Here is a 26,452-nt window from a genome sequence, read left to right as displayed (position 1 = left end):
CGTCCCCTGCGCTCACTGTAGGACAAGACGCTGTCTTGTCCGGGGCAATTCGGCGAATTGCCCTACGTCCCTGCGCCCACTGTAGGACAAGACGCTGTCTTGTCCAGGGCAATTCGGCGAATTGCCCTACGTCCCTGCGCGCCCACTGTGGGAGGACAAGACGCTGTCTTGTCCTGGGCAATTCGGCGAATTGCCCTACGTTCCCGCGCTCACTGTAGGACAAGACGCTGTCTTGTCCGGGGCAATCAGCGAATTGCCCTACGTCCCGCCACGCACGCCCACTGTAGGACAAGACGCTGTCTTGTCCAGGGCAATTCGGCGAATTGCCCTACGCCCTCGCGCCCACTGTGGTAGGACAAGACGCTGTCTTGTCCGGGGCAATCGGCGAATTGCCCTACGTCCCTGCGCGCCCACTGTGGTGGACAAGACGCTGTCTTGTCCGGGGCAATTCGGCGAATTGCCCTACGTCCCCGCGCCCCACTGTAGGACAAGACGCTGTCTTGTCCAGGGCAATTCAGCGAATTGCCCTACGTCCCCGCGCTCACTGTAGGACAAGACGCTGTCTTGTCCTGGGCAATCGGGCGAATTGCCCTACGTCCCTGCGCTCACTGTAGGGACAAGACGCCGTCTTGTCCAGGGCACAATTGCCCTACGTCCCTTGTAGGACAAGACGCTGTCTTGTCCAGGGCAATCGGCGAATTGCCCTACGTCCCTGCGCTCACTGTAGGACAAGACGCTGTCTTGTCCGGGGCAATCGGCGAATTGCCCTACGCCCCTGCGCCCACTGTAGGACAAGACGCTGTCTTGTCCGGGGCAATCGGCGAATTGCCCTACGTCCCCGCGCCCACTGTAGGACAAGACGCCGTCTTGTCCGGGGCACCGGCGAATTGCCCTACGTCCCTGCGCCACTGTAGGACAAGACGCTGTCTTGTCCAGGGCAATTGGCGAATTGCCCTACGTCCCTGCGCACGCTCACTGTAGGACAAGACGCTGTCTTGTCCGGGGCAATTCAGCGAATTGCCCTACGTCCCGCCCCGCACGCCCACTGTAGGACAAGACGCTGTCTTGTCCTGGGCAATTCGGCGAATTGCCCTACGCCCCGCGCGCCACTGTAGGACAAGACGCTGTCTTGTCCTGGGCAATTCGGCGAATTGCCCTACGTTCCCGCGCTCACTGTAGGACAAGACGCTGTCTTGTCCTGGGCAATTCGGCGAATTGCCCTACAATAGACGCCAGTTGGACAGCATAACGTAGATACCTATCTTATTCATAGACAACGCTCAGGAGGCCATTGTGGAGCCAGCCGCACACGCCCAGGACAGAGAAACCCGCACCATCAACCGGCTGCTGGCGGCGGCGCGCCAGGCGGGACAGGCCGCCGGGCAGGTCGCCGTCTATGGCATTATCCTCGCCGTTTTGTACCAGGTCTTTGGCGGTGACCTGGCCGCCGTGCCCTGGCTGCCAGCATTCGTGGCCCGCCTCGTGGAAAAAGTTGGCGGCGACCTGCTGGCAGGGCTTTTCGACCGGGTCGCCAGCGATGAATCGCTGGACGCGGCGGCTATTACGCGGCTGTTCGCGGCGGAATTGGAGAAGCGCGGCCTGGATGAACTCCTCAGCCGCGCGGAGTTGCGCCAGGACCTGGCGGCGCTGCGGGGGCAGCTTTTGCGCGACTTCGCCACGCGCGACGATATGCACCGCGCCTTTACCACGCTGAACCACCTGGAACAGGAGCGCATGGAGGCGATGCAGGCGATGCTGACCCAGGTGCTGACGCTGCTGGCGGAGATGCAGCCGCCTGGGGCGACGACGTTGCCCACCGCGCCACCGCCGCCGGAGCATTTCGTGGGGCGGGAGGGGGCGTTGGCGCGGCTGGCGGGGGCGCTGACGCGGGCGGAGCGGCCGCAGGCGATTACGGCGCTGCAAGGGAGCGGCGGGATTGGCAAGACGGCGCTGGCGCAAATGTTGGCATCGCAATTGGCGGGACACTTCTCCGGCGGGGTGTTTTGGGCGGACCTGCCGGCGGTGGGGGGAGACCCGCTGCCGTCGCTGGCGGCATGGGCGCGGCATTGTGGGCAGGACGAGGGGGGACTGGCGGCGGACGCGGGCGCGCGCGCGGGGCAGGTGCGCGGGCTGCTGGCGGCAAGGCAAGGAGAGATGGGACCGCTGCTGCTGGTGTTGGACGACGCGCGCCCGGAGTGGGTGGACGGCGCCAGGATGCTGCAAGCGGCGCGCCCCCAGGGAGCGGCGCTGCTGCTGACGACGCGGGAGGAGTTGGTGGCGCGGCGGTTGGGGGCGACCACGACGCGGCTGGATGTGCTGGAAGCGGCGGCGGCGGAACAACTGCTGTTGGAACTGGCACCTGAGGGATTGACGGCGGACCAGGCGGCGGAGGTGGCGCAACGGTGCGGCTACTGGCCGCTGGCGCTGCGGCTGGCGGGGGCACTGGCGGAGATGGAGGGGGCGGGCTGGCTGCTGCCGCGCCTGCGGGACGAGCAGCGGCGGTTGGGGACGCTGGCGTTTGCGGAGGCGACGTCGAAGGAGGAGAGCGTGGCCCTCACCTTTGACCTCAGCTACGGGCGGCTGGTGGAGCGGGACGCGGCGGCGGCGCGGGCGTTCCGCTGGTTGGGGGTGTTTGCGGCGGCGGCGATGAGTGGGGAGCGGCTGGCGGCGGTGCTGGCCTGGGGGGACCTGCCCGCCGAGGAGCAGGCGCGGCGGGTGCAAGAACTGGCGCGGTGGGGAGAACTGGACGAGGGATGGGCGGCGGCGGCGGCGCAGGTGGAAGCGACGCGGGAGACGCTGCGGCGGCTGCGGCGGGCGGCGCTGCTGCAACCGGCGGCGGCCCCGTTGGGACCGGAGGCGGCGGAAGGGGCGGGGACGGCGTGGTACGCGCTGCACCCGCTGCTGCGGGATTACGCGGGGGCGCGGCTGGCGGCGGCGGGGGAAGAAGAAGCGGCGGAGGGAGCGCACCGCGCCGTGCATCTGGCGTATGCCATTGCCAACGACGCCGCCGACCCGGCAGCCTACGACGCGCTGGAGCGGGCGCGGGCGGACGTGCTGCTGGCGCTGGACCGCGCGTATGCGGCGGGAGCCTGGGCGCAGGTGCGCCGGTTTGTGTGGGCGGTGGGTGACCCAGCGAATGGCTACCTGGGTGTGCGCGGCTACTGGGAGGAACTGCGAAAGCGGCTGGAGCAGGCGGTGGCGGCGGCGGAAGCGGAGGGGAATAAGGGGGAACTGGCGGCGTTTGTGCATAACCTGGCTGTCGCGGCACAGGCCACGGGGGAGATGGACCTGGCGCGGCGGCGGTATGAGGAGAGCCTGGCGATTGAGCGGGAATTGGGGAATCGTGCCGGCATTGCCATCACCCTGGGACAGTTAGCCAACCTGGAAGATGACGAAGGGAACGAAGCGGAAGCGGAACGCCTCTATCGGGAGGCGATTGTCATGGGCGAGCAGATTGGGGACGTTGCCGGCATGAGCATTGACCTGTTCAACCTGGCGCTGCTGCTGGAAAAACAGGCGCGGCTGACCGAGGCCCTGCCCCTGCTGCAACAATCCCTCGCCATCTTCGAGCGCCTGGGATCGCCCTATGCCAATCACGTCCGCCCTGTCCTGGAGCGCGTGCGGCAGAAGCTATGAAAAACCCGGTTTTGGGAAAAAACCGGGTTTTGGGTTTTGTGGCGCTTGCGATAAAATGACGGGGTAGACGCACTGCGTCATTGCAACCATACCCACAGCGAAAAGGAACCCACCCTTGAAAAACATTCTCGTCACCGGCGGCGCCGGCTTCATCGGAGCCAACTTCGTTCACTACGTCCTGGACAGGTATCCTGACTATCATGTGATCGTCTATGACAAGCTGACGTATGCGGGAAACCTCGACAACCTCCTCCCCCTCAACGCCAACCCCCACTACCACTTCATCCGCGGGGACATTTGCGACGCCGCCGCCGTGGCCGCCGCCATCCGCCGGCACAACGTGGACACCATCGTCAACTTCGCCGCCGAAACCCACGTAGACCGCTCCATCATGGCCCCCGACGCCTTCATCCAGACTGACGTGTATGGAACCTACGTCCTGCTGGAAGCGGCGCGCCAGTTTGGCCTGGAACGCTACCACCAGATTTCCACCGACGAAGTGTACGGCCACGTCCCCGAAGGGCACGCCAGCCGGGAAACGGACAACCTGGCCCCCCGCAGCCCCTACGCCGCCAGCAAAGCCAGCGCCGACCTCATGGTCAACGCCTACTTCGTCACCTACAACCTGCCCGTGACCATCACCCGCGGCGCCAACAACATCGGCCCCTACCAGTACCCGGAAAAAGTCGTCCCCCTCTTCACCACCAACGCCATTGACGAAGAACCGCTGCCCATCTACGGCGACGGACGGCAAAAACGGGATTACCAGTACGTAGGCGACCACTGCGCGGCCATTGACCTGGTGCTGCACCGGGGCGTCATCGGGGAAGCGTACAACGTGGGCACGGGGGAGGAAATGGAAAACCTGCACATGGCGGAAATTCTGCTGGACGAACTGCGCCGCCCGCGTGACCTGCTGGTGCACGTACGGGATCGGCCCGGCCACGACCGCCGCTATAGCCTGAATGTGGACAAGATCAAGGCGTTGGGCTGGCAGCCGGAACACACGCCGGAGCAGGCGATCCGCAAGACGGTGCGCTGGTACGTGGAGAACGAATGGTGGTGGCGCAAAATCAAGAGCGGCGAATACAAGGCGTACTATCAGGCCCAATACGGCGACCGCCTGCGCGAAGCGGGCGTGTAAACCAACTTCCCGGAAGCTGTAATCATGAGGCGCTTGATCTGACATGAGCTTCCGGGAAGATCCTAATAACTGACAACCATCCACTCATCATGCACGAGGAGCAAGACTATTCATGACAACCGCAACGAAAGGATTGGCAGGCGTAATCGCCGCGGACACCCGTATCAGCCGCGTAGATGGGGAAAAGGGAGAACTCATCTATCGCGGCTATAACATTCTGGATATTGGGGAAGCAACCAGCTTCGAGGAAGTTATCTATCTGCTGTGGCACGGCGATCTGCCCAACGAGGCCCAATTAGCGGCGTTCCAGTCGCAGTTGGTGGCGCGGCGGACCGTGGACGAGAGCGTGCTGCGGACAATGAAAACGGTTCCCGCGACGGCCACGCCGATGGCCGTTTTGCGCACGTTCGTGAGCTGGTTGGGCCTGATTGACGCGGACGCGGACGACAACAGCCTGCCCAGCGTGCAGGAGAAAGCGATCACGCTCACCGCCGCGCTGCCCACGCTGGTGGCCGCCTGGGAACGCATCCGCAATGGGCAGGAACCTATCGCCCCCCGCGCCGATCTGGGGCACGCCGCCAATTTCCTCTACATGCTCAACGGCACGGAGCCGGACGCCGCCGCCGTGAATGCGCTGAACGCCTACCTGGTGCTGCTGGCAGACCACGGCTTTAACGCTTCTACTTTTGCCGCCCGTGTCACCACAGGCACGCTGGCCGACACCTACTCGGCCATCACGACGGGTATCGGAACCCTGAAGGGCGGCGCGCACGGTGGCGCGAACCAACTGGCGATGGAGCAGTTCATGGCCGCCGCCAACAGTGGGGATGTGGCCGCCTGGTATCACGATGCCCGCGCCAACGACCGGCGCATTATGGGTATCGGCCACCGCGTCTATAAGGTTGAGGACCCGCGCGCGCGCATCCTGCGCCCGCTGGCGGCGAAGATGGCGCAAGGCAGCGGACAGGGGCACTGGTATGACGTGGCCGCGCAGATTGAGTCGCTGACGCGCCAGGACGAGTATTTCGTGACGCGCAATCTGTACGCGAACGTAGATTACTATTCCGCAGTGGTGCTGTACATGATTGGCCTGCCGACGGATCAGTTTACCTGCCTCTTTGCCATGAGCCGCATTGCCGGCTGGACGGCGCACGTGATGGAGCAGGTGGCGGATAATCGCCTGATCCGGCCTAAGGCGCAGTATGTGGGCGCGACGGGTCGCGCCTTCGTCCCGCTGGTAGAACGAAGCTGATATGTGTACAGTGCGCCGCCGCAGACGCGGCGCACTTTCTTCCTCTGTATGTGATGGCATTACGCCGCCGGTCTTGCTTCCTCCTTCTTTTTGGCTGCTTCGCCTGGCTGACGAGCTGCCGCCCCTCGTCTCCCCCACCGATCACGCTACCCCCCACGTCCGCGCTCAGCCAGGTGACGTTGCGGTTGGTTGCCGGCAATTTCCAACGCCCCACCTACCTCACCCACGCCTTCGACGACCGCCTGTTCGTCGTGGAGCAGGCGGGGCGCGTGATCATCGTGCGGGATGGGCAGGCGCTCTCTCCCCCGTTTCTGGACATCACGGACCGGGTGGGCGCGGAGGAGAACGAGCAAGGACTCTTGAGCCTCGCCTTCCACCCACAGAACCCGGCGCGCTTCTTTGTAGACTACACCGACAAGAATGGAGACACCGTGATCGCCGAGTTCGCCGCGCGTGGGGAGAACGCCGACCCGTCCAGCGAACGGGTGCTGCTGACCATCCCGCAGCCGTATGGCAACCACAATGGCGGGCAGCTTCAGTTTGGCGCGGATGGGTATTTGTACGTGGGTATGGGGGATGGTGGCTCCGGCGGCGACCCGGAGGGAAACGGGCAGAATAAGGGAACGCTGTTGGGGGCGCTGCTGCGGTTGGATGTGGATCAGGCGCAGCCTTACGCGATTCCGGCGGATAATCCGTTTGTGGATGAGCGCGGCAGCCGGGGGGAAATCTGGGCGTATGGGCTGCGGAATCCGTGGCGGTTTAGTTTTGACCGACTGACGGGTGATTTGTATGTGGGGGATGTGGGGCAGGATGCGTGGGAGGAGTTGGATGTGGTGGGGGGGGAAGATGCCGGCATCAACTTCGGCTGGAACACACTGGAAGGAACCCACTGCTACCGTCGCCCCATCTGCAATCGCGGCGACACCACCCCGCCCATCCTCGAATATGACCACGGCGACGGCTGCTCCATCACCGGCGGCTACGTCTATCGCGGGGCGCAATACCCCACCCTCTATGGCCGCTACTTCTTCAGCGACTATTGCCGCGGCGACATCTGGAGCATGGAACAGACGGAAAACGGCTGGCAGCGCGTTACGCTGCGGGAAACCGACCTGAACATTGCCAGTTTTGGCGAGGACGCGGCGGGGGAGTTATACGTCCTCGACCTGACGGGAGGGGGAGTGTATCACCTCCAGCCGTAACGGCGCGGCGGACCGGGGATTTTTGCCACGAATTACACGAATTACACGAATAACTCTATGAGGTTATGATTCACTCACTATTGACTCTACTGAAAAAAGGCCAAAAACCGGGTTTTTGCACATGAACCACTCTGGTATTTCGGCCGGACACTCGAAAAACCCGGTTTTTTCAGTGAACTCACTATTGCGCGCGAACAGGCATAGATGCCGGCATTCCACCACACAAATGTTACAGTACGCGCTGGTGTGGATGACGCTGGGCGTCACCGCCTGCCGGCCCGCCAGCGGCGCGGCGGCGCAGACCTACGCCAGCTACCTGCCCATCACGACCAACTGGCAGCCCATCCAGCTACAGCCTTACACTTTTGGCCTCTATCGCCCCACGACCATCACCCACGCCGGGGATGAGCGCCTGTTCGTCACGGAAAAATGGGGGCAGATTCGCGTGATTGGGGCGGGCGGCAGCCTGGAGGTGACGCCGTTCCTGGATATTCGGGACCGGGTGAAGTGGGATGAGTTTGAGCAGGGACTACTGGGGTTGGCCTTTGCGCCCGACTACGCCACCAGTGGCCTGTTTTTTGTCACCTACAGCGCCGCCGACGGCAGCCTGACGCTTGCTCGCTTTGCGCGGTCGGCGGAGAACAAGAATCGGGCGGACGCGGACGGCGAAGTGGTGCTGCTGGCGGTTCCGCACGAACAACCCTACCATTACGGCGGCAGCCTGGCCTTTGGCCCTGATGGCTATCTTTACGTCAGCCTGGGAGATGGGGGCGCGACGGCGAACGTGGCGCAGGACCTGGGGACGTTGCCGGGTAAAATCCTGCGGTTGGATGTGCGTACCGTGCCTTATGCGATTCCGCCGGATAACCCGTATGTGGATGATGCGGCGGCGCGGGGGGAGATATGGGGCAGTGGGCTGCGAAATCCGTGGCGCATGAGTTTTGATCGGTCGGATGGCGATTTGTTTATCGGGGATGTGGGGCAGGCGGGATGGGAGGAGGTGAATGTAATGCCGGCATCCACCCAGGCGCAAAACTTCGGCTGGCGTTGCTACGAAGGCTGGCAGCCATATGACCTTACCGGCTGCGCCCCCCCGGAAACCTTCACCTTCCCCATCTTCACCTATCCTCATGACGCAGCGCACTGTGCCATAACGGGCGGATACAGGTATCATGGTAGCGCGTATCCGCCGCTGCAAGATGTGTACATCTACAGCGACTTTTGCGGCGACAAAATCCTGGGGCTGACCCAGGACGACGACGGCGACTGGCGCAGCGCCCCCTTGGGGCCTATCATTGGACCGGTGGGCACAAGCGTCACCACCTTTGGCGAAGACAGCGCCGGCGAGTTGTACGTCGGGCTGTATCGTGATGCCACCATCTATCGCGTCACCTACACTGGCGTCATCTCCCCGTGACCCTGGAAACCCAAAAGGTCTTGGAGAGCTTTCGGGTTTCGTCAGAGCAAGGAAATCTTCCATGAAACGTTACTTGACCCCAATCATGACCGTGCTGCTGCTCGCGGTGGCAGCCGTTTTGGCGGCATCCGCCGCTTATTCCGCCGCCTCCACCACCACGCCCCTGACCACGCCGGACGTGAGCATCGAACCGGTGACGGCGCATGTCTTCGCCGGCGGCATCACCGATATTGCCGACGCGGGCGATGACCGCCTGTTCGCCACGGAAAAGACCGGGCGTATTCAGATCATTCACCCTGATGGCAGCGTTACGGAATTCCTGGACATCAGCGACCGCATATCCTATTTTGGCTTCCAACAAGGGTTGCTGGGGCTGGTCTTTCATGCTAATTATGCCGGCAACGGATACTTCTACGTCCATTACACCAACAGCGCCGGCGATAGCCAGATTTCCCGCTTCTCGGTGACGGCGGACCCGGACGTGGCCGACCCGAACAGCGAGGTCTCCCTGTTCACGATTCCGCAAAACTGGATCGAAAACTACGGCGGCGACATGGCGTATGGCCCCGATGGGTATCTGTATCTGGCCGTCGGGGATGGCAAGGTGGACAGCTACCCGCCGTATGAGAACAACAACGCGCAGGACTTGACCACGCTTGCCGGCAAAATCCTGCGCATCGACGTGAGCAATGAAGCCGTGCCGTACACCATCCCGCCGGACAATCCCTTCGTGGGCGTGCCCGATGCCCAGGACGCCATCTGGTCGTATGGGCTGCGCAACCCGTGGCGCTTCAGCTTCGACCGCCTCACGGGAGAGATGTTCCTCTCCGACGTGGGGCAGGACGAATGGGAGGAGGTGAATTTGCAGCCCGCGGACAGTACGGGCGGCGAAAATTATGGCTGGCCTTGCTTTGAAGGGAACGAGGTGCATCCGTATCCACCCACGGGCGCGTGCGATCCCCTTCCCACGGCGGTCGCCCCCATTTTCGCCTACGGCCACGGCGCAACGTGCGCGATCACGGGCGGCTTCATGTATCGTGGCAGCCAGTATCCCGTTTTGCAGGGGCACTATCTGTACGCGGACAGTTGTGCCGGCAAAATCTGGAGCCTCAGCAGCGACGGCATGGGGGGGTGGACGCAAACCCTGCTCGTAGACAGCATCTCCTCCCCCAGCACGTTTGGCGAGGACGAAGACGGCGAGCTATACGTCGCCAGCCTGTTTGGCGGAACCCTCTACCGCATCGTGGAAAACACGCCCCCCACCGCGACCCCCACCGCCAGCAACACGCCCACCCCCAGCAGCACCCCGACCGTCACCAACACGCCCACCCCCAGCAGCACCCCCACCGCCACCAGCACCAACACCCCCGGCCCCTCCCCTACGCCCAGCAACACGCCCACCATCACCAACACCCCGCCGCCCACGTCCACGCCCACCGTCACCAACACGCCCGTCCCCACCGCCACCCCAGAAACCGCGTACAACTTCCTGCCCATTATCCTAAACGACAACTAAATTCAGATTGGTTCATTCTCCAAGAATGACTCTACTGAAAAAAGGCCAAAAACCGGGTTTTTACACGTGAACCACTCAGGTAATTTCGGCCGGACAATCGAAAAACCCGGTTTTTTCAGTGACGAAACCATGAACGAATTCCTCATCCTCCACGGCCCCAGCCTGAATCTGCTGGGCACACGCGAACCGGAAATTTATGGCGTGCACACGCTGGACGAGATCAACGCGGCGCTGGCGGCGCTGGCGGCCTCACGGCAGGCCGGCGTGCGCTGCCGGCAATCGAACCACGAAGGCGTACTCATTGATGCCATCCACGACGCCCGCGCCTGGGCCGGCGGCCTGGTGATCAATCCCGGCGCATACTCCCACACCAGTTATGCGCTGCGGGATGCTATTGTGGCTGCCGGCATTCCCGCCATCGAAGTCCACCTCTCTAACATCTACGCCCGCGAACCCTTCCGCCACACCTCGCTCATCGCCCCCGTCTGCGTGGGGCAGATTTGCGGCTTTGCCTGGCGCAGCTACCTGCTAGGCTTGCAGGCATTGCTGGATCGCTTGCAGGACACCTGAAACGCACCGCCCGGAAAAACCCCACACACCCAAACCGGAGAAACCCATGATCCCCCACACAGCCCATCCCCTCACCCTACGCCATGAAATTGTTGGCCTGGACGCGCCCACGCCGTTGCTGGACGGGCGGCGCGTGCCCTACGTCAACCTGGACAACGCCGCCAGCACGCCCCCTTTCAAGCGCGTCATGGACGCCATCAACCAGTTTATGCCCTACTACGCCAGCGTGCATCGGGGAACGGGCTTTAAGTCCCGCCTGAGTACGGCGGCCTACGACCACGCCCACGAGATCGTGGCCCGTTTTGTGGGCGCGGACCCCAACGAACACGCGGTTATTTTTGGCAAGAACACAACGGAAGCGATCAACAAGCTCTCCTACCGCCTGAATATGGCGCCGGGCGCAGTGGTTCTGAGTACGGCAATGGAACACCACTCGAACGACTTGCCCTGGCGATGTCGGGCGCGGGTGGTTCACATCAAGACGACGGCGGAGGGGCGGCTGGACGAGGATGATTTTGATCGGCAGGTGGCGCGATATGCCGGCAACATCGCGCTGATCACCGTCTCCGGGGCCTCCAACGTCACCGGCTTCATCCAACCCATCCACCGCCTGGCGCGCAAAGCGCACGCCGTGGGCGCGCGCATTCTCGTGGACACGGCGCAGTTGGCGCCGCACCGCCCCGTGGACATGAAACCCGTGGACGACCCGGAACATCTGGACTTCGTCGTCCTCTCCGCGCACAAGATGTACGCCCCCTTTGGCACGGGCGCGTTGATCGGCCCCAAATCCATCTTCCTGGAAAGCGGGCCGGAGTACTGCGGCGGCGGCACGGTGGATGTGGTCACGCTGGAGGACATCCACTGGGCCGGACTGCCGGACCGCGAAGAGGCGGGCAGCCCCAACGTCGTGGGGGCGGTGGCGATGGCGGCTGCCGCGCGGCAGCTCATGGACGTGGGCATGGAGACGATTGCCGCGCACGAAACGGAACTGGTGGCCTACGCGCTGCGCCGTTTGCGCGAGGTTCCGGGTATTCGCATTTATGGCGAGAGCGACCCGGCACGCGCGCATGAAAAAGTGGGGGTGATTCCGTTTAACGTTGCCGGCATTTCCCACTTCAAACTGGCCGCCATCCTCGGGTACGAAGGGGGCATCGGCGTGCGCAGCGGCTGTTTCTGCGCACACCCATACGTGGTACACTTGTTGCAGCTAGACGAAGAAGAAGCCGCCTCCTGGCGCGACCAAATGCTTGCCGGCGACAAGTCCAACATGCCCGGCATGGTGCGCATGAGTTTCGGCTGCTACAACAATGAAGCGGACGTAGACCGCCTGGTGGAGATGCTGCAACGGATCGTCCGCGGCGACTACCAGGGGCAGTACGAGGTCGATAGAGCTACCGGGGAATTCACGCCCGGCGGGTATCACGAACCACTGGCGGACTACTTTTTATTGTGAATGATGAAAAACCCGGTTTTTTCCCAAAACCGGGTTCTTAGCCAGGTTCAAAACCGGGTTTTTCAAGGAGCTAGAAATGACCGAAGACAATCAGGTTAACGTGATCGACGAGTCCGCGCCGCCGGAGGTGGATTTACGAAATCCCAGTCTGTATATCAACCGAGAATTAAGCCAGATCGAGTTTAACCGCCGCGTCCTCAACGAGTGCATGAACCCGGCCCACCCGTTGCTGGAACGGGTGAAGTTTCTGGCGATTTTTAGCTCCAACATTGACGAGTTCTTCATGGTGCGGGTGTCGGGGCTGAAGCAGCAGTTGTTGCTGGGGGTGACGGAGACGCCGGCGGATGGCCTGACGCCACGCGAGCAGTTGGTGGCGGTGCATCGCACGATGACGGCGTTGACGGCGCAGGTGACGGCGTGTTGGAAGGAACATTTGCTGCCGAAGTTGGAAAATGCCGGCATTATCGTCACCAACTACCAGGACCTCAAACGCCGCCAGCAGAAAAAACTCGGCGACTACTTCGAGCGCGAAATCTTTCCCGTCCTCACCCCCCTGGCCTTCGACGTCGCCCGCCCCTTTCCCCACATCTCCAACCTCAGCCTCAACCTTGCCGCCGTCATCCGTGACCCGGAAACCGGCGTGGAACATTTCGCCCGCATCAAAGTCCCCGCCAGCCTCCCCCGCCTCGTCCCCCTCACGCCGCTGGACCCCGACGAACTTCTCCTCCCCAGCGTGCAAAAATTCGTCTGGGTGGAACAGGTCATTGCCGCCAACCTGGAACACCTCTTCCCCGGCATGGAAATCGTCGCCGCCTACCCCTTCCGCATCACGCGCAACAACGACATGGAAATCCAGGAGGAAGAAGCGGACGACTTGCTCCTGACCATGGAAGAAAACCTGCGCCAGCGTCACTTCGGCTTCTGCGTGCGCCTGGAAGTGGAAGAAGACACGCCCGAGGACATCCGCGACATCCTCACCACCAACCTGGGCGTGGGCGCATACGATACATACACGATTGATGGGCCTCTGGGACTCAGCAGCCTGTGGGAACTGCACAAACTGGCGCTACCCGACCTGAAAGACCCCTCTTTTCAACCGGGACTGCCCACCGCGCTGCGCAGCACCGACAGCATCTTCGCCACCATGCGCCGCGGCAGCGTGCTGCTGCATCACCCATACGAGAGCTTCCTACCCGTCGTTGACTTCATCTCCGCCGCCGCCGAAGACCCGGATGTGCTGGCGATCAAGCAGACCCTCTACCGCGTCGGACCGAATCCCCCCATTGTCAAAGCCTTGATGCAGGCGCGCGAAAACGGAAAACAAGTGGCCGTATTGGTGGAACTCAAAGCGCGCTTCGACGAAGAAAGCAACATCGAATGGGCGCGCGCGCTGGAAACGGCGGGCGTGCATGTGGTCTATGGCCTGATCGGACTGAAGACGCACTGCAAAGTCAGCCTCGTCGTGCGCCGTGAGCGGGATGGCATCCGCCGCTACGTGCATCTTTCCACGGGCAACTACAACACCGTCACGGCTCGCATTTACACCGATCTTGGCTTCATGACGTGCGATGAGGAGATCGGCGCGGATGCCACCGAGTTGTTCAACTACCTCACGGGGTATTCCAAGCAAACGGATTATCGCAAATTTCTGGTGGCTCCCGTAAATCTGCGGCACAACTTAATGCGCTTCATCGAACGAGAGACGGAGCATGGCGAGAATGGGCGCATTATCATCAAGTCAAATTCACTGGTCGATTCGTCCCTTATCCGCGCCCTCTATCGTGCCTCGCAGGCAGGCGTGAAGATAGACCTGATCATTCGTGGGATATGCTGTCTGCGGCCAGGCGTCCCCGGCGTTAGCGACAACATTCGCGTGCTGAGCATTGTGGGGCGTTTTCTGGAACACTCCCGCATTTACTATTTCCACAACCAGGGGGATTATGATCTCTACCTGGGCAGCGCGGATATGATGCCGCGCAACATTGATCGGCGCGTGGAGGTGTTGTTCCCCATCAAGAATGAGCAGTTACAGCAGGAGATTGTGGAGAATATCTTGAAGATTGAGTTGCAGGATACGGCGCAGGGGCATTGGTTGCAGGCGAACGGGACGTATGTGCCGGCATCTACCCTCCAGGAAGATAGCGCCCCCCTCTTTAACAGCCAGCTTTATCTGCTCAATCGCCGGACGACGGTCTAGGAAATGCCGGCAGCGATCCCCCCTCCGTCAATGAACCGACCCCAGGATCACCGCCAGGAACCAGACAAAATAATCATACTTCATCAACTGGCTCAAGCGATTGAGTTGATGCGCACTTGTATCGCTCGCCACCCGCACCAGGATGTACAGCAGCACGGGGTACACGCCAATCGCCACAATGTAGGCGTATAGCGGTGAGTAGATGCGCAGCAAGTACGGAACCATCATCATCACGAACGTGGCCGCGGCCAGGATGTAAAAGATATTGCGCGAGACCCGTTGCCCCCAAACCGTCGCCACCGTGCGGCACTGCTGGCTCAGGTCGCCTTCGTAATCGGCCATCGTCTTCAACACTTCCCGCCCCAAAATAGCAACGCCAATAATCAAAGCCAACCAGCGCGTCGGGGCGGCATTGCCCGCGGCCACGCCGCCAAAGACAACGCTGAGCGCGGAAATGAGGGCAATGGTGGCGTTGCCCAACAGCACCGTGCTTTTGAGTTTCCAGGAATAGAAATAGAGCAACGCGCCGGACCCCAATGCCATGAGAAAGGTGGGCACGTTGATTAGCAGCGTCAGCAGCACAGCCGCCACCGTGAGGAGCAGGGAAAAGCGCCAGGCGGTGTGCAAGGAAACGCCGCCGGAGGGCAAGACGCGCCGCGGTTGATTGACCCTGTCGATCTCAATATCCAGGTAATCATTCCAGGCATTGGCCGCGCCAGAGATCAGCGCCGTCGCCAGCGCCGCCAGGGCGATGTTCAGCCAGGCGCCCGTGCCGGCAACGTAGCCGCCCATCACGGTCGAGAATACGCCGCTGAGCGTGGTCACGGGGCGGGCAAGCTTAAACAGTGCCTTGATTTTTTCCATGATGCCTCCTTGAGGAAGAAGTGGTCAGTGGGCTGTGGTAACGGTTAAAAATGCTGTCAGTCATTGACTGCTTGTATGTTTATTAACCCCCTGTCAGGGGAAAAGATGCCAACGGAAATCGACCAATGATAACAAGCCCCAGCAACAGCCGGGTTAAAATGGTGCGTCGCCTGCTGGCGGAGCGCCGCACCCGTGAACGAGAACAGGCTTATGTGATTGAAGGCAGCCGCTGGTTAGCGGAACTGCCGGCATTTAATCTCACGCCCCATTTCCTCCTCTACACAAACCAGTGGCATCACACCGCGGCGCACCAGGCGCTGTTGGCCCGGTTGGCCGCACCCGCTTACGAGATAGACGCGCGGCTACTTGCGGAAATCAGTGGGACGGAGACACCTGCCGGCATTTTAGCCGTCATCCCCATAAAAACCAAACCCCTCCCAGACAACCCCACCCTGCTCCTCATCCTGGACCGCCTCGGCGACCCCGGCAACCTGGGAACCATCCTGCGCACCGCCGCCGCCGCCGGCGTCGAAGGCATCCTCCTCTCCCCCGGCTGCGTAGACGCCTACAACCCCAAAGTCGTGCGCGGCAGCATGGGCGCCCATTTGCGGCTGCCGATTCATGCCCTCACCTGGGCCGAAATCGGCGCGCGCGTACGTGGCCTGGCCGTCTACCTGGCGGACGCGCAAGGAACTGTCAGCTACGACCAGGCCAACTGGCGTCGCCCCTGCGCCCTGATCATCGGCAGCGAAGCGGAAGGCGCGGGGACAGAAGCGATGCAGTTAGCGACAACGCGGGTCTACATCCCCATGCACGCGGCCACGGAATCATTAAATGCGGCGGTAAGTGCCGGCATTCTCCTCTTCGAAGCCGCCCGCCAACGCCGCTAGGGGCGCAAAAATTGGGTCATTCTTGAAGAATGAACCAATCTGAAGAGGCACCTAAATCAACGCCGTGCACTCGGCTGCACCTCCACTTGAAACGTCGTCTCCCCTGCCTCCGCCGCATGATACAAATAAATGCGATGGCACTCCGGGCAACTTACCGAATAGTCAAATACCGCCTCGTCCGTGTGCCCGCCAAAAGATTTGTGTAGCAACTCCCGCGTCTCCCGATCCCACACCAGTTCCAACCAGGCACTGTCGCCCGCCTCCGCCGCCGCCCGCACATGCTCCAGGCCATGATGCGCGCGATACGCCGCCAGGAAGTAACTACAACGGGCGCAGACGCAAAAAGCCGCCTGCGCTATTTCCAACGGCGACCGCGCCGGTAGCGACCGGCGCTCCATCTTCCCCCCACTGCGCCCCTTACCCGACCTGCTTCCCGGACGCCGCCGTGATTTTCTCTTGTTTTCCGTTTCCGATGCCATAAGACGTATTGCCGCTCACGCCATTCACCGCCGTACGCATACCAAAATCGTGCGGGCGTTGGACGAACAGCGCGACTATGCTACCATCCTTTTTTTCAAAGTTTCCTTGATTCTATTGCCCCGCTCCATTCTGTCAAACAAAGTGTTAGCCGGAGTGATAACCGGAGTCTACCATGGAAATTCGTTCAATCACGCTTTTTGCCGATGCCGACGCCCAACCGGCCACCTTCGCCCCTTTTCTGCGTGAGGCGCGCCGCGCCTTTCCCTTAAACGTGCAAACGCTGCGGCTGGCGACGCCCCCTTTTCCCGCCTGGCTGCCGGCTGACGAGGACCAGATGGAAGCCACCGCCGCGACTTTTGCCCAAATGTGGCAAAATGCCGGCATTGACTACATCAGCTTCGGCCCGGTACAACTGACACACGACGCCACCTGGTTGGACCGCATTCCCACCCTGATCGCCGCCGCCGACCCGATCTTTGCCAGCGCCGCCATCAGCGATCTGGCGGGGAACGTAGACGTAGGCCGCTGCCACCACATCGCCCGCATCATCCGTCGCAACAGCACCTTACAAGCCAATGGCTTTGGCAACCTCTATTTCGCCGCCCTCGCCCACTGCCCCCCCGGTTCCCCCTTCTTCCCCGTCGCCTACCACCGCGGCGGACCGGCCCACTTCGCCGTGGCCGTAGAATCGGCGGACATCGCTCTGCGCGCCGTGCGCGGCGCGGACTCGCTGACAGACGCGCGCCAGCGTCTCGTGGCCGCCATCGAACAAGAAGCTGACCGCATCATGACCGCCACCGCCGCGCTCACGCGCCAATTTGGCCTTCCGTGCGGCGGCATTGACTTCTCCCTGGCCCCGTTTCCCACCGATGAGCACAGCCTGGGCGGCGCGCTGGAAGCGTTGGGATTGGCGTACATCGGCGCACCAGGCAGCCTGTTCGCCGCCGCGTTCGTCACGGAGGCGATCAACCGCGCGCGTTTTCCCCGCCGCGGCTTTTCCGGGCTGATGCTGCCCGTGCTAGAAGATTCGGTTCTCGCCCGCCGCGCCGCCGAGGGTCATCTGACCATCACCGATTTACTCAGCTACGCGGCTGTCTGCGGCGTGGGATTGGATACGATTCCGTTGGCGGGAGATGTACGTGAGGGGGAGATTGCCGGCATACTCCTGGACCTCGCCGCCCTTTCCGCCCGCCTGCGCAAACCCCTCACCGCCCGCCTCATGCCCCTCCCCGGCCTCTCCGCCGGCGATCCCGTCACCTTCGATTTCCCGTATTTTGCCGGCAGCCGCGTCATGCCCTCCCCCGGTCCCGGCGTCAGCGGCCTCCTCGCCCACCCCACCCGCCTGCAAATGCAACACAGAATAGAGTGGTCAGTGGATAGTGGATAGTGGATAGTGGATAGTGGACAGTGGACAGTGGACAGTGGACAGTGGTCAGTGGACAGTGGACAGTGGTCAGTGGTCAGTGGACAGTGGTCAGTGGTCAGTGGACAGCGACCAGAATCACAATGCCCCCACCCTCATACCTCATACCTCATACCTCATACCTCATACCTCACACCCCATCCCTCGTCGTCGCGTCCCGCTCCATACGCGAAACCGCCTCGGCGACATTCTCAATAGCCACCCGCTGCTTGCGATACAGGTCCGACTCGCTCATCGCCAGGCGACGCGCCACGTCGCGCACTTTCTGCCCCTGCACAAACTTCAGCTCCAGAATGTTGTAAAGAATCCACTCCGTAGCCGTCATACGCCGCTCCCCTTCGGGACGCTGCTGCTCAATCGCCCGCTGCAAAATAGCGCGCAGCGCCTTCGCCGGGTTCCCCTCAAACTCATCCAGCGCCTCCTGCACCACGTGCAGCCCCAACAGCGGGCTTTCCGTCAACTTCGGACCGCCCCAATAGTGAGACAACGCATCACGCACCATATCGCCAAAGCCCGGATCATCGAGCAGCGTGCCCTCCCCATTATCCGTCGGACCATTGCTGATCAATCGCTCCGTCAACTGCGGGGCACTGCCATACGTGGCGGCGCTGCGGCGGCGCTGCAACGCCGTGATCTCCGGCAACAGTCCTTCCACGGCGGCGAAAACCTCCTGCTGCAAAATACGATCTTCCAATGCCGCCGCGGCCTGGTTCACCAGGCGGTCAAAAATGACCAGCTCCTCCGGAGACAGGTCCGGTTCCGGCGCGCGCCCTTCCATCCCCAAAATGCCCAGCATGAACTCCTGGCTGCGGTCATAAAGCGGATGAATCCAATAGTTATGCCAGAGAATGAATTGGTCACGCCGCTCCAATTCCGGGCTATCACTGGTGAGATTTTGCCACGATGCCGCCTCCCACAGATCGTCCGGCGCGCGCAACGGCCCCACAACGACTTCCAGCCGCGGCCCCTCAACCGTGAGCGCGGCCACAAAGGCGGTGGGCGTGCGCAGCGCATCGCAAATGGCCGTGAGGATGCTTTCCAGGAACTGGTGCAGGTCGCGGGTGGTAAGGATGCGCTCGCTCAACTCCTGGATACGGCGCACATCCGGCTCGTTGTTCAATTGCAGCACGCGCTCCAGCGGGCGCTTGTAGTTGTGCACGGCCCATTCCACGAGCATGACGGCGGCTACAACGGCTATGGCGGACATTGTTTCCGGCGGCAATCCCAACATGGGGCTGGTGCGGTTGACGAGGACGTAAACGAGGAGGACGATGGTTCCCGTCATGGGAACGCGCGCCATGAATTTGAAGAGGCGCACGCGCACGACGCGGTCGGGCGAGACGCGACCAAAGTAGGCCAGGTAATAGGTGAGCAGGGCAAACATGAGGCCGACGACCAGGTTGCCGAGGATAAGGAGGAGCCAGATGGGCAGGCGAATCTGGGAGGCGTTGTTGATGAGTTGGTAGGGAAAGACGCCGAGGGGGGCGGCGAGAAAGGCGAGGAGAATGACGGTCATGCGCTGGCGGGTGGTAGAGGTGACGCAGCGAGCACGGGCATACCAGACGTTGTAAATGCCGGCAGCCGCGACCCCCACAAAGTACAGCGCGAATAACCCAAAAAGCGGTCCCGAACGCAAATGAGGCGCGCGCGGAACCGTCACCAGACTTGTCGCCAACAAGTCCGTCGCCAACGCCAGTACCAGGAAAACCAGCCCAATTAGATAAGAAAGTACCACATACGCCAACCGCCGCCGCAAACCATGCCCCGTCGTTCCTAGCAGCGTATGGGACAAATGGTACTGCGCCGCCGGAACCAGGCAAATGCCCACCCAGCCCATCCGCAGCCACGCCTCAGCCGAAACCGTGCCAATCGTGCGACTGGCCAACAACTCCGTCAGATAAACGACAACCACAAAGACAATCAGGTTGGAAAACGCCCGCGTCACCTGATCGCGCCGCCAATGCGGCAGGTTATATAAAACGACTGCCGAACCAAAGATGACGATAGCCGCTTGCAGCACATCATTGATCAGAGCCAGGAGATCGGCGAGAGAAGAACTCATAAACGCGGCCTTAAGGAGCGGAAATGAAATGAGACAACAAAGTTGTTTTCCTACCGCTCCTTCAAACTGGCGCTGCCATTCACATTTTATTTCAGCGCCAGTCCTAATAACAGAAAACGTGAAACGCGAAGCATAAGCTTACATTCCACGTTTCACGTCTGGGTGAAGAATTCAGGTTAAATCAGCAACTTCCCGAAAGCGCGATTTCAGGCTGGGGACGGCGCAGGCGGCATATCCAATGAAGGCGGATTCCATTTTACGTCGCTCCCGGCGGGCGATGACTGCGGGCGCGGCGACGGTTTACCACTGGGCGGCGCGGAAGGCGGCTCGTGCCCTTCCATCAACGCCACGAAGTCCTCCGCTTCCAGCGACTCCACTTCTAACAGCTTCCGCGCCACTAAATCCAGTTTATCTCGATTCTCGGTGAGAACGCGGCGCGCGCGTTCATACTCCTCATCGATGATGTGGCGCACTTCCTCGTCAATCTTTTCCGCCACGGCATCGGAATAATCACGCTGTTCGCTGATTTCACGCCCGAGGAAGACCATCTCCTGCCGTTCGCCATAAACACGCAAACCCAGGTCCTCGCTCATGCCATATTGCGTGACCATGGCGCGCGCCTGCCGCGTGACGTATTGCAGATCGCTGCCCGCGCCGGTGGTGATCTCGCCAAAGACAATTTCCTCGGCCACACGCCCGCCCAGAGCCGTGGCGATCATCGCCTTGAATTTGGAGCGGCTGAGGTAGTTCAGGTCTTCATCCAGATACCAGGTGACGCCGCCGGCCATGCCGCGGGGGATAATCGTCACCTTACGCACTTCGGAAGCGTGCGGCAGCATGTGGCTGACGATGGCGTGCCCCGCCTCATGGTAAGCGGTGATTTCTCGCTCTTCTTGCGTCATGACGCGGCTCTTGCGCTCGGGGCCAAGCTGCACCCGTTCAATCGCTTCCTGGAACTCCGTCATGCCGATACTTTTGCGGTTGCGGCGCGCCGCCAGCAGCGCCGCTTCGTTGACCGTATTTTCGATGTCCGCGCCGACGAAGCCGGGCGTGGCTTTCGCCAGAATCTCCACGTCTACGTTGGAAGCCAGGGGCTTGCCCTTCATGTGGACCTTGAAGATGGCCTCGCGTCCGCGCACGTCGGGGCGGTCGATGACGACGCGGCGGTCGAAGCGTCCGGGGCGCATCAGGGCCGGGTCGAGAATGTCGGGGCGGTTGGTAGCGGCGAGGATGATCACGTAGGTGTCCGTGCTGAAGCCATCCATTTCCACCAGAATCTGGTTTAACGTCTGTTCCCGCTCATCGTGGGAGCCGCCCAATCCCGCGCCGCGCTGCCGTCCGACGGCGTCGATTTCGTCCACGAAAATGATGCAAGGGCTGTGCCGTTTGGCCTGTTCAAACAGGTCGCGCACGCGGCTGGCACCAACGCCGACGAACATTTCCACGAATTCGGAGCCGGCGATGGAGAAGAAGGGCACGCCCGCTTCGCCGGACACGGCTTTGGCCATCAGGGTTTTGCCCGTGCCGGGTGAGCCGACGAGGAGGACGCCTTTGGGAATGCGCGCGCCAAAGGTGATGAATTTCTCCGGTTCTTTGAGGAATTCGACGATCTCTTGCAGTTCTTCTTTGGCCTCGTCGCAGCCGGCTACGTCGGCAAAGGTGACGGTAGGGTGGTCCCCCGTGAGCATTCGGGCACGGCTTTTGCCAAAGGCCATGGCCTGGTTGTTGGTTCCCTGAGCCTGGCGGAAGATGAAATAGATGAAGCCGATAATTAAAATTGCCGGCAAAAACAGACTCAGCAAGTTAATCCATGCGCCAAATTGTCCCGGCTTCTCATACGTAATCGTTACCCCATTGTCTCCATAATACTCGGGCGTTACGCCGTATTCGCGCAGCACTTCTTCCAATGAACTGAGGCCACTGATTTGCGACGTGCTGAGCTGGCGCTGTCCGTTTTTGTATTCGACCCTGACCTCCTGTCCATCGCTGGCCACGGTCACTTCCTTGACCTCATGCGCTTTGATGGATTCAGCCAGTTGGCTGATGGAGATCTCATCGGTTGCCGGTTGCGTGTTGCTCTGGCTCCACAGGATTGCCAGCAGGCCGATGCCAATGAGCAAGTACACAAACCATCGCGTATATTTATTGGTATTCACAGGAGTACCTCCACGGTTCTACAACGCTGATACGCCGCGCTTGCGGCGCGGTAGGGGTCTTTTCGCTGCCGCGACCTGGAGGATATTTGTCGCCGCGGCGTATCAAAAGCGTGTTTCTTGGTGCTGTATGGGCTGCCCCTCGGTTCAAAAATGTTCGAGGTAACAACTAACGCTCTCTGGAGATTGGACCAAATTCACGCGCTCAATGGCTATTTTCACCAGAGAAAATTGGTCCTATCTGGCTTAGCGGTTACTGTTCGAGTTGAATTGAGGATGCAAGTAGTCAATACCTGCCCGGCGATCGCGCCGTACGCTGTCACGTGCTACCCGGAAGCGATTGTGTCACGCCGGGATGGCCGTTCATTTACCTTCTGAGAGTATAACAAAAAGCGGGGCGCAAAGCGAGATGCCAGAGCCGTGCGTGGGGCGTCTAGCCGGTCCACGCCTGGAAGACGAGCCACCAGAGGGGGATTAGGCCTAGCAGGGCGACGAGGGCGATAAGGCCGAGTCCAATGGTGAGCCAATCCGCGCCGGTTTCGGCGGATGTGGCCACGGGCAGCGTGGGGGGGCGCGTGGGGGTAGTTGCGGCTGTGGCAGGACGTTTGGCGGCGTCCGGGAGGGGAGTGCGCAGGCGTATGGGGGTTGTGTCGGACAGGTTGTTGCCGATTCCGATGGGTTCGGGGTATCTGGGGCTGAGTGTGGGTTGATTCATGCCGGCATTTCCCCCACCCCGTTCACGATAAGTAGCCAGAATACGCCCCAACTGCCCGGCGGTGCGGTAGCGGCTGGCCGGCTCCTTCGCCAGCAATTTACTCACGATACGCTCAATTTGCGGCGGCACGGCGGGATTGAAACGAGTCACGGGCGGGGCCGGTTCCTGCAAATGCTTCAGGGCCATCGCCGATTGGGATTCCGCCTGGAAGGGAAGGCGGTTGGTGAGGAGTTCAAAAAGAATGACGCCAATCGCGTATACGTCGGAAGCGGGGGTGGCCGCCTTGCCTTCTGCCTGCTCCGGGGAAAGGTATTGCGGCGTGCCCCAGACGACGCTGCGCACTTCCTGGCTGGCGTCGCTGACGGCGCGGGCGATGCCGAAGTCGGCAACCTTGACGCGCTCGTCGCGGGTGACGATGATGTTTTGCGGTTTGACATCACAATGGACGAGGCCGGCGCGGTGGGCGTAGCCAATGCCGGCACAAATCTGAATCGTCAAGTCCAGCGCCCGGTTAATGGCCATCACCTGGCCCAACTGCAACTGGTGCCGAATAATCTGCTTCAGCGTCTTGCCTTCCACAAACTCCATCACGATATAATACTGATCGCCATCCTGCCCGGTATCATGCACGGTGACGATGTTGGGATGCGCCAGATTGGCCGCCGCCCGCGCCTCCTGGCGAAAATGGCGCAAAAACGATTCGTCTCCCGTGAGGCCGGCGTGCAGCAGTTTGACCGCGACCAGCCGGTCCAGGGTGCGGTCGTGCGCCTTGAAGACGGTGGCCATGCCGCCGCTGCCGATGCGCTCCAAAATTTGATACCGTCCGTTGAGGAGTTGTCCTTCCCGTTGCATGGGGGGAATTGTATGGTGGATCGGGTAAATCGCAAAAATGCCGGCATTTTCCCCTCACCCCCCTCACACCAGAAACGACTCAATTGGCCGCGCCGGACCGTGTCCGGGATAAACCATCCCCACACCACGCCGGCGGAACAGTTGCCAACTCGCCAGCACCATCTCCCGACTCTCCGCGCCAACGAACGCCGGCCACGTCAGGTCTCCCGTAAAAACAGCCCCCTCGTCCAGCAGCAGGCAAACACTATCATCAGAATGGCCGGGCGTGTGCAGGATTTCCCCGGCAATGCCCATACGCGCCAACAGCGCCCGGCTCTCCGCGCAGGAAATAGTCACATTGTCGTGCATGGTGATGTCCACGTAATGGTCATGCGGCTTGGTCCACTGCCTCATTTGCGGAATCGCCGCCACCTGCACATCCATCACCAGCAGCGGCACGCCCGCCTGCTTCATCTCCTGCCCCACTCCAGCGTGGTCAATGTGATAATGGGTTGCCAGCGCGTACCGCAGCTCGCTGATGGGCACATCCATGCGCTTCAGGTTGGCGCGCATCTCGCCCATGCTGCCCGGCCAACCGATGTCCACCAGCAGGCGAGATGTGCCCGCGCTGACAACCCAATAATTGGTCGAACGGTAGCCGACGTTAACAACGGTGATATTCGACATCTTCACTCCGACGTACCCACCTTCCACATGGCGGGCAGATAAACCGGCACAAGCTGTCCATACTCATCGGCCCCCATATCCGTCTCGCCCGCGTGACGGATTTGTCCGTCCATATCCACTGCGCTCCAGGTGTCAATACCTTTGTCAATGACAGGAGAGGCGCTGCGGATATGGTAATCGCCCCTTTGCGGATCGACAAAGGCGGGGTCGCCTTGATATTGATGCAAACCGGGGTCAATCATCCCCGGTCCACCGGTATTGGCGTCATTGCTCCAGGCGTCGGCGCCCCAGAAGGTGGCCTCCAGGTAGGCGTGGCCGCTTTCCACGTAAATGCCGATGGTCTGCTGGGTGAGGATCGCGTTCTCAATCACGTAGGATGCTGTGCCGGCATAGGGGTCACGCAAATAAAACCCCACACCATCCCCCCCCGCATCCCGGTTCGACGACACCGTGCTGTAAGCCATGTTGGCCGCGCAGCCGGTCGCATAGAGACCACTGCCGGCAGCGGCAACATTATGCGCCAGAACGGTATTGGCCATATCTACCGGGTCAACGTTCGCCGGACATTCCAGATAGATACCGCCTCCCTTCGTCGTCGCCGTATTGGACAGCACCTGGTTCCCCTCCAGGGTCACATCCATGAAGAAACCACCCCACAGATTCATGCCACCCCCCGCGCCGTTGGTGGCGTGGTTATCAATCAGCCGGTTCCGCTCCAGCAGCAGACCCACCGCATTGACGGTGCGGATGCCACCGCCACTTTGGGCCGTATTCTCGCTGATCAGGTTGTTGCTGATCTTGCCTTTAGCCGTGGCGATCATGCCCCCGCCCGAAGAGGCCGTGTTGCCCGTTATCGTGTTGCCGATGACGTCAACTTCGCCGAGGATGAGCAGCCCGCCGCCCTGGTTGGTGGAAGTGTTGTTGAGAATGTGATTGTGGGCAACGAGGATGTAAGCGCCGGTGCTGCCGGCATCAACGTACACCCCCCCGCCCCCATTGCTGACAGGCGTTGTCCCATTCGCTTCAATCAAATTATTCCTGATTTCCGCCACGGAACCGCTGATGTCAATGCCGCCGCCCTGTAAGGCCGAGTTTTCCCGGATTGTGTTGTTGCTGATGATCAAATCGTCCACGGCTCCGGCAATGTCCAGTCCGCCTCCTCCGCCCGTCGTGTGATTGTCGGTGACGATATTATTCGTCAGCGAACCACCCAACACGGTGTTGACGTTGATGCCCGATCCTTGATTGCCCATCACCTCGTTGCCGCTAATCTCCACGCCGCCCAGATCGGAAATCACCGAGAGGCCGTCGCCGGCGTTGTTGGTGATGGTATTACCGGTGACGACGGTGTAGTCTCCATAGGTGACGACGACGGCGGAGCCTGCGTTATCATGGATTTCATTATCCAGGATGTGTAGTGAATCGCTGCGGGTTGTCCAAATGCCGGCACCGCTCCCGTCTTCCGCCACATTTCCATAGATTTCACAGTTTTGCACAGTAACGAACACATGCGTCGTGTGGTCAATGAAAATGCCACCGCCGGAGTCCGTTCCCGCGCCGCTCAGCGTGGCGCTGCCTTCCGTAATGGAGAAGCCATCCACGACAATCGCGCCAACGCCTATGTCCGCCTGGTAATTGATGAATAGGCCAACGCCATTGCCGTTGGCGTCAATAACCGTCGGGTTGTTCTCTGGCTGAGACTGGTTCCAATCAGAGATGGCATACCCCCCGCGCAGGATGATCTTTTTGTTCGCCAGGCGAACAACGGCTGTGATGCCTTGCCCGCTGCTGACGGATGAGTAAATGCCGGCAGCCACACGAACCTCATCCCCATTCACGGCGGCATCAATCGCCGCCTGGATACTGGCGTAGCAGTTCGGCGGTCCCCCGCAGTTGCCCCCTGGCGCCACGTAGCGTACCGTGGGATTCGCCTGCGCGGGAAGGACAGACAGCATCATCA

At 61.4% G+C, this 26,452-nt stretch carries 18 protein-coding genes; 11 read left to right on the top strand and 7 right to left on the bottom strand.

What is annotated here, in order from left to right:
• Window positions 1–1,293 precede the first annotated feature (1,293 nt).
• From H6650_07740 to ppk1, 9 genes are all read left to right on the top strand, one after another.
• On the top strand, window positions 1,294–3,636 hold the full coding sequence (locus H6650_07740; protein MCB8951888.1) for a tetratricopeptide repeat protein: 2,343 nt from the start codon (window positions 1,294–1,296) through the stop codon (window positions 3,634–3,636).
• A gap of 115 nt (window positions 3,637–3,751) precedes the next feature.
• On the top strand, window positions 3,752–4,780 hold the full coding sequence (rfbB, locus tag H6650_07735) for a dTDP-glucose 4,6-dehydratase (GenBank protein ID MCB8951887.1): 1,029 nt from the start codon (window positions 3,752–3,754) through the stop codon (window positions 4,778–4,780).
• Between the two features lie 112 nt (window positions 4,781–4,892).
• Complete coding sequence (locus H6650_07730; GenBank protein ID MCB8951886.1) at window positions 4,893–6,032, top strand: citrate synthase; 1,140 nt, start codon at window positions 4,893–4,895, stop codon at window positions 6,030–6,032.
• Window positions 6,033–6,085: 53 nt separating this feature from the next.
• Complete coding sequence (locus H6650_07725; GenBank protein MCB8951885.1) at window positions 6,086–7,234, top strand: PQQ-dependent sugar dehydrogenase; 1,149 nt, start codon at window positions 6,086–6,088, stop codon at window positions 7,232–7,234.
• Window positions 7,235–7,460: 226 nt separating this feature from the next.
• Window positions 7,461–8,651 (top strand): PQQ-dependent sugar dehydrogenase, encoded by a 1,191-nt coding sequence (locus H6650_07720; GenBank protein MCB8951884.1) that lies wholly within the window; start codon window positions 7,461–7,463, stop codon window positions 8,649–8,651.
• 61 nt (window positions 8,652–8,712) lie between these two features.
• A complete protein-coding gene (locus H6650_07715; protein ID MCB8951883.1) occupies window positions 8,713–10,167 on the top strand; it encodes a PQQ-dependent sugar dehydrogenase in 1,455 nt (484 codons plus the stop codon).
• A 129-nt stretch (window positions 10,168–10,296) separates the two neighbouring features.
• Complete coding sequence (aroQ, locus tag H6650_07710; GenBank protein MCB8951882.1) at window positions 10,297–10,737, top strand: type II 3-dehydroquinate dehydratase; 441 nt, start codon at window positions 10,297–10,299, stop codon at window positions 10,735–10,737.
• Between the two features lie 46 nt (window positions 10,738–10,783).
• Window positions 10,784–12,190 carry an aminotransferase class V-fold PLP-dependent enzyme gene (locus H6650_07705; GenBank protein MCB8951881.1) on the top strand — a complete coding sequence of 469 codons (1,407 nt, stop codon included), beginning with the start codon at window positions 10,784–10,786 and terminating at the stop codon, window positions 12,188–12,190.
• Window positions 12,191–12,266: 76 nt separating this feature from the next.
• Window positions 12,267–14,387 carry a polyphosphate kinase 1 gene (gene ppk1, locus H6650_07700; GenBank protein ID MCB8951880.1) on the top strand — a complete coding sequence of 707 codons (2,121 nt, stop codon included), beginning with the start codon at window positions 12,267–12,269 and terminating at the stop codon, window positions 14,385–14,387.
• 27 nt (window positions 14,388–14,414) lie between these two features.
• Here ppk1 and H6650_07695 read toward each other — a convergent pair whose 3' ends face one another.
• Window positions 14,415–15,251 carry a geranylgeranylglycerol-phosphate geranylgeranyltransferase gene (locus tag H6650_07695; protein MCB8951879.1) on the bottom strand — a complete coding sequence of 279 codons (837 nt, stop codon included), beginning with the start codon at window positions 15,249–15,251 and terminating at the stop codon, window positions 14,415–14,417.
• Window positions 15,252–15,376: 125 nt separating this feature from the next.
• Between H6650_07695 and H6650_07690 the strand changes: the two genes are divergently transcribed.
• Complete coding sequence (locus tag H6650_07690; GenBank protein ID MCB8951878.1) at window positions 15,377–16,141, top strand: RNA methyltransferase; 765 nt, start codon at window positions 15,377–15,379, stop codon at window positions 16,139–16,141.
• Between the two features lie 56 nt (window positions 16,142–16,197).
• Here the strand turns inward: H6650_07690 and H6650_07685 are convergent, their stop codons facing one another.
• Complete coding sequence (locus tag H6650_07685; protein ID MCB8951877.1) at window positions 16,198–16,539, bottom strand: hypothetical protein; 342 nt, start codon at window positions 16,537–16,539, stop codon at window positions 16,198–16,200.
• Window positions 16,540–16,793: 254 nt separating this feature from the next.
• Between H6650_07685 and H6650_07680 the strand changes: the two genes are divergently transcribed.
• Window positions 16,794–18,008 carry a DUF711 family protein gene (locus H6650_07680; GenBank protein ID MCB8951876.1) on the top strand — a complete coding sequence of 405 codons (1,215 nt, stop codon included), beginning with the start codon at window positions 16,794–16,796 and terminating at the stop codon, window positions 18,006–18,008.
• Between the two features lie 166 nt (window positions 18,009–18,174).
• Here the strand turns inward: H6650_07680 and H6650_07675 are convergent, their stop codons facing one another.
• The 5 genes from H6650_07675 to H6650_07655 form a co-directional block, all read right to left on the bottom strand.
• Window positions 18,175–20,106: a hypothetical protein gene (locus tag H6650_07675; protein MCB8951875.1), complete on the bottom strand. Its 1,932-nt coding sequence runs from the start codon at window positions 20,104–20,106 to the stop codon at window positions 18,175–18,177.
• Between the two features lie 206 nt (window positions 20,107–20,312).
• Window positions 20,313–22,262, bottom strand: coding sequence for an ATP-dependent metallopeptidase FtsH/Yme1/Tma family protein (locus H6650_07670; GenBank protein MCB8951874.1), 1,950 nt, complete (start codon window positions 22,260–22,262; stop codon window positions 20,313–20,315).
• 430 nt (window positions 22,263–22,692) lie between these two features.
• On the bottom strand, window positions 22,693–23,826 hold the full coding sequence (locus tag H6650_07665; GenBank protein MCB8951873.1) for a serine/threonine protein kinase: 1,134 nt from the start codon (window positions 23,824–23,826) through the stop codon (window positions 22,693–22,695).
• 63 nt (window positions 23,827–23,889) lie between these two features.
• A complete protein-coding gene (locus H6650_07660) occupies window positions 23,890–24,492 on the bottom strand; it encodes an MBL fold metallo-hydrolase (GenBank protein ID MCB8951872.1) in 603 nt (200 codons plus the stop codon).
• Between the two features lie 2 nt (window positions 24,493–24,494).
• Window positions 24,495–26,450: a right-handed parallel beta-helix repeat-containing protein gene (locus H6650_07655; protein ID MCB8951871.1), complete on the bottom strand. Its 1,956-nt coding sequence runs from the start codon at window positions 26,448–26,450 to the stop codon at window positions 24,495–24,497.
• Window positions 26,451–26,452 lie beyond the last annotated feature (2 nt).

The organism is Ardenticatenales bacterium, from assembly GCA_020634515.1.
Lineage (GTDB): Bacteria > Chloroflexota > Anaerolineae > Promineifilales > Promineifilaceae > JAGVTM01.
The sequence above is the reverse complement of the archived record's forward strand: the minus strand, read 5'-3'. Positions and strand labels throughout refer to the sequence as shown.

Bases quoted from the DNA above. Each gene is read 5' to 3' on its own strand.
- H6650_07715 (MCB8951883.1), top strand. From the start codon at position 8,713: ATGAAACGTTACTTGACCCCAATCATGACCGTGCTGCTGCTCGCGGTG.
- H6650_07730 (MCB8951886.1), top strand. From the start codon at position 4,893: ATGACAACCGCAACGAAAGGATTGGCAGGCGTAATCGCCGCGGACACC.
- H6650_07680 (MCB8951876.1), top strand. From the start codon at position 16,794: ATGGAAATTCGTTCAATCACGCTTTTTGCCGATGCCGACGCCCAACCG.
- ppk1 (MCB8951880.1), top strand. From the start codon at position 12,267: ATGACCGAAGACAATCAGGTTAACGTGATCGACGAGTCCGCGCCGCCG.
- H6650_07685 (MCB8951877.1), bottom strand. From the start codon at position 16,539: ATGGAGCGCCGGTCGCTACCGGCGCGGTCGCCGTTGGAAATAGCGCAG.
- H6650_07690 (MCB8951878.1), top strand. From the start codon at position 15,377: ATGATAACAAGCCCCAGCAACAGCCGGGTTAAAATGGTGCGTCGCCTG.
- H6650_07720 (MCB8951884.1), top strand. From the start codon at position 7,461: ATGTTACAGTACGCGCTGGTGTGGATGACGCTGGGCGTCACCGCCTGC.
- H6650_07655 (MCB8951871.1), bottom strand. From the start codon at position 26,450: ATGATGCTGTCTGTCCTTCCCGCGCAGGCGAATCCCACGGTACGCTAC.
- H6650_07705 (MCB8951881.1), top strand. From the start codon at position 10,784: ATGATCCCCCACACAGCCCATCCCCTCACCCTACGCCATGAAATTGTT.
- aroQ (MCB8951882.1), top strand. From the start codon at position 10,297: ATGAACGAATTCCTCATCCTCCACGGCCCCAGCCTGAATCTGCTGGGC.
- H6650_07695 (MCB8951879.1), bottom strand. From the start codon at position 15,251: ATGGAAAAAATCAAGGCACTGTTTAAGCTTGCCCGCCCCGTGACCACG.
- H6650_07660 (MCB8951872.1), bottom strand. From the start codon at position 24,492: ATGTCGAATATCACCGTTGTTAACGTCGGCTACCGTTCGACCAATTAT.
- H6650_07675 (MCB8951875.1), bottom strand. From the start codon at position 20,106: ATGAGTTCTTCTCTCGCCGATCTCCTGGCTCTGATCAATGATGTGCTG.
- H6650_07665 (MCB8951873.1), bottom strand. From the start codon at position 23,826: ATGCAACGGGAAGGACAACTCCTCAACGGACGGTATCAAATTTTGGAG.
- H6650_07725 (MCB8951885.1), top strand. From the start codon at position 6,086: ATGGCATTACGCCGCCGGTCTTGCTTCCTCCTTCTTTTTGGCTGCTTC.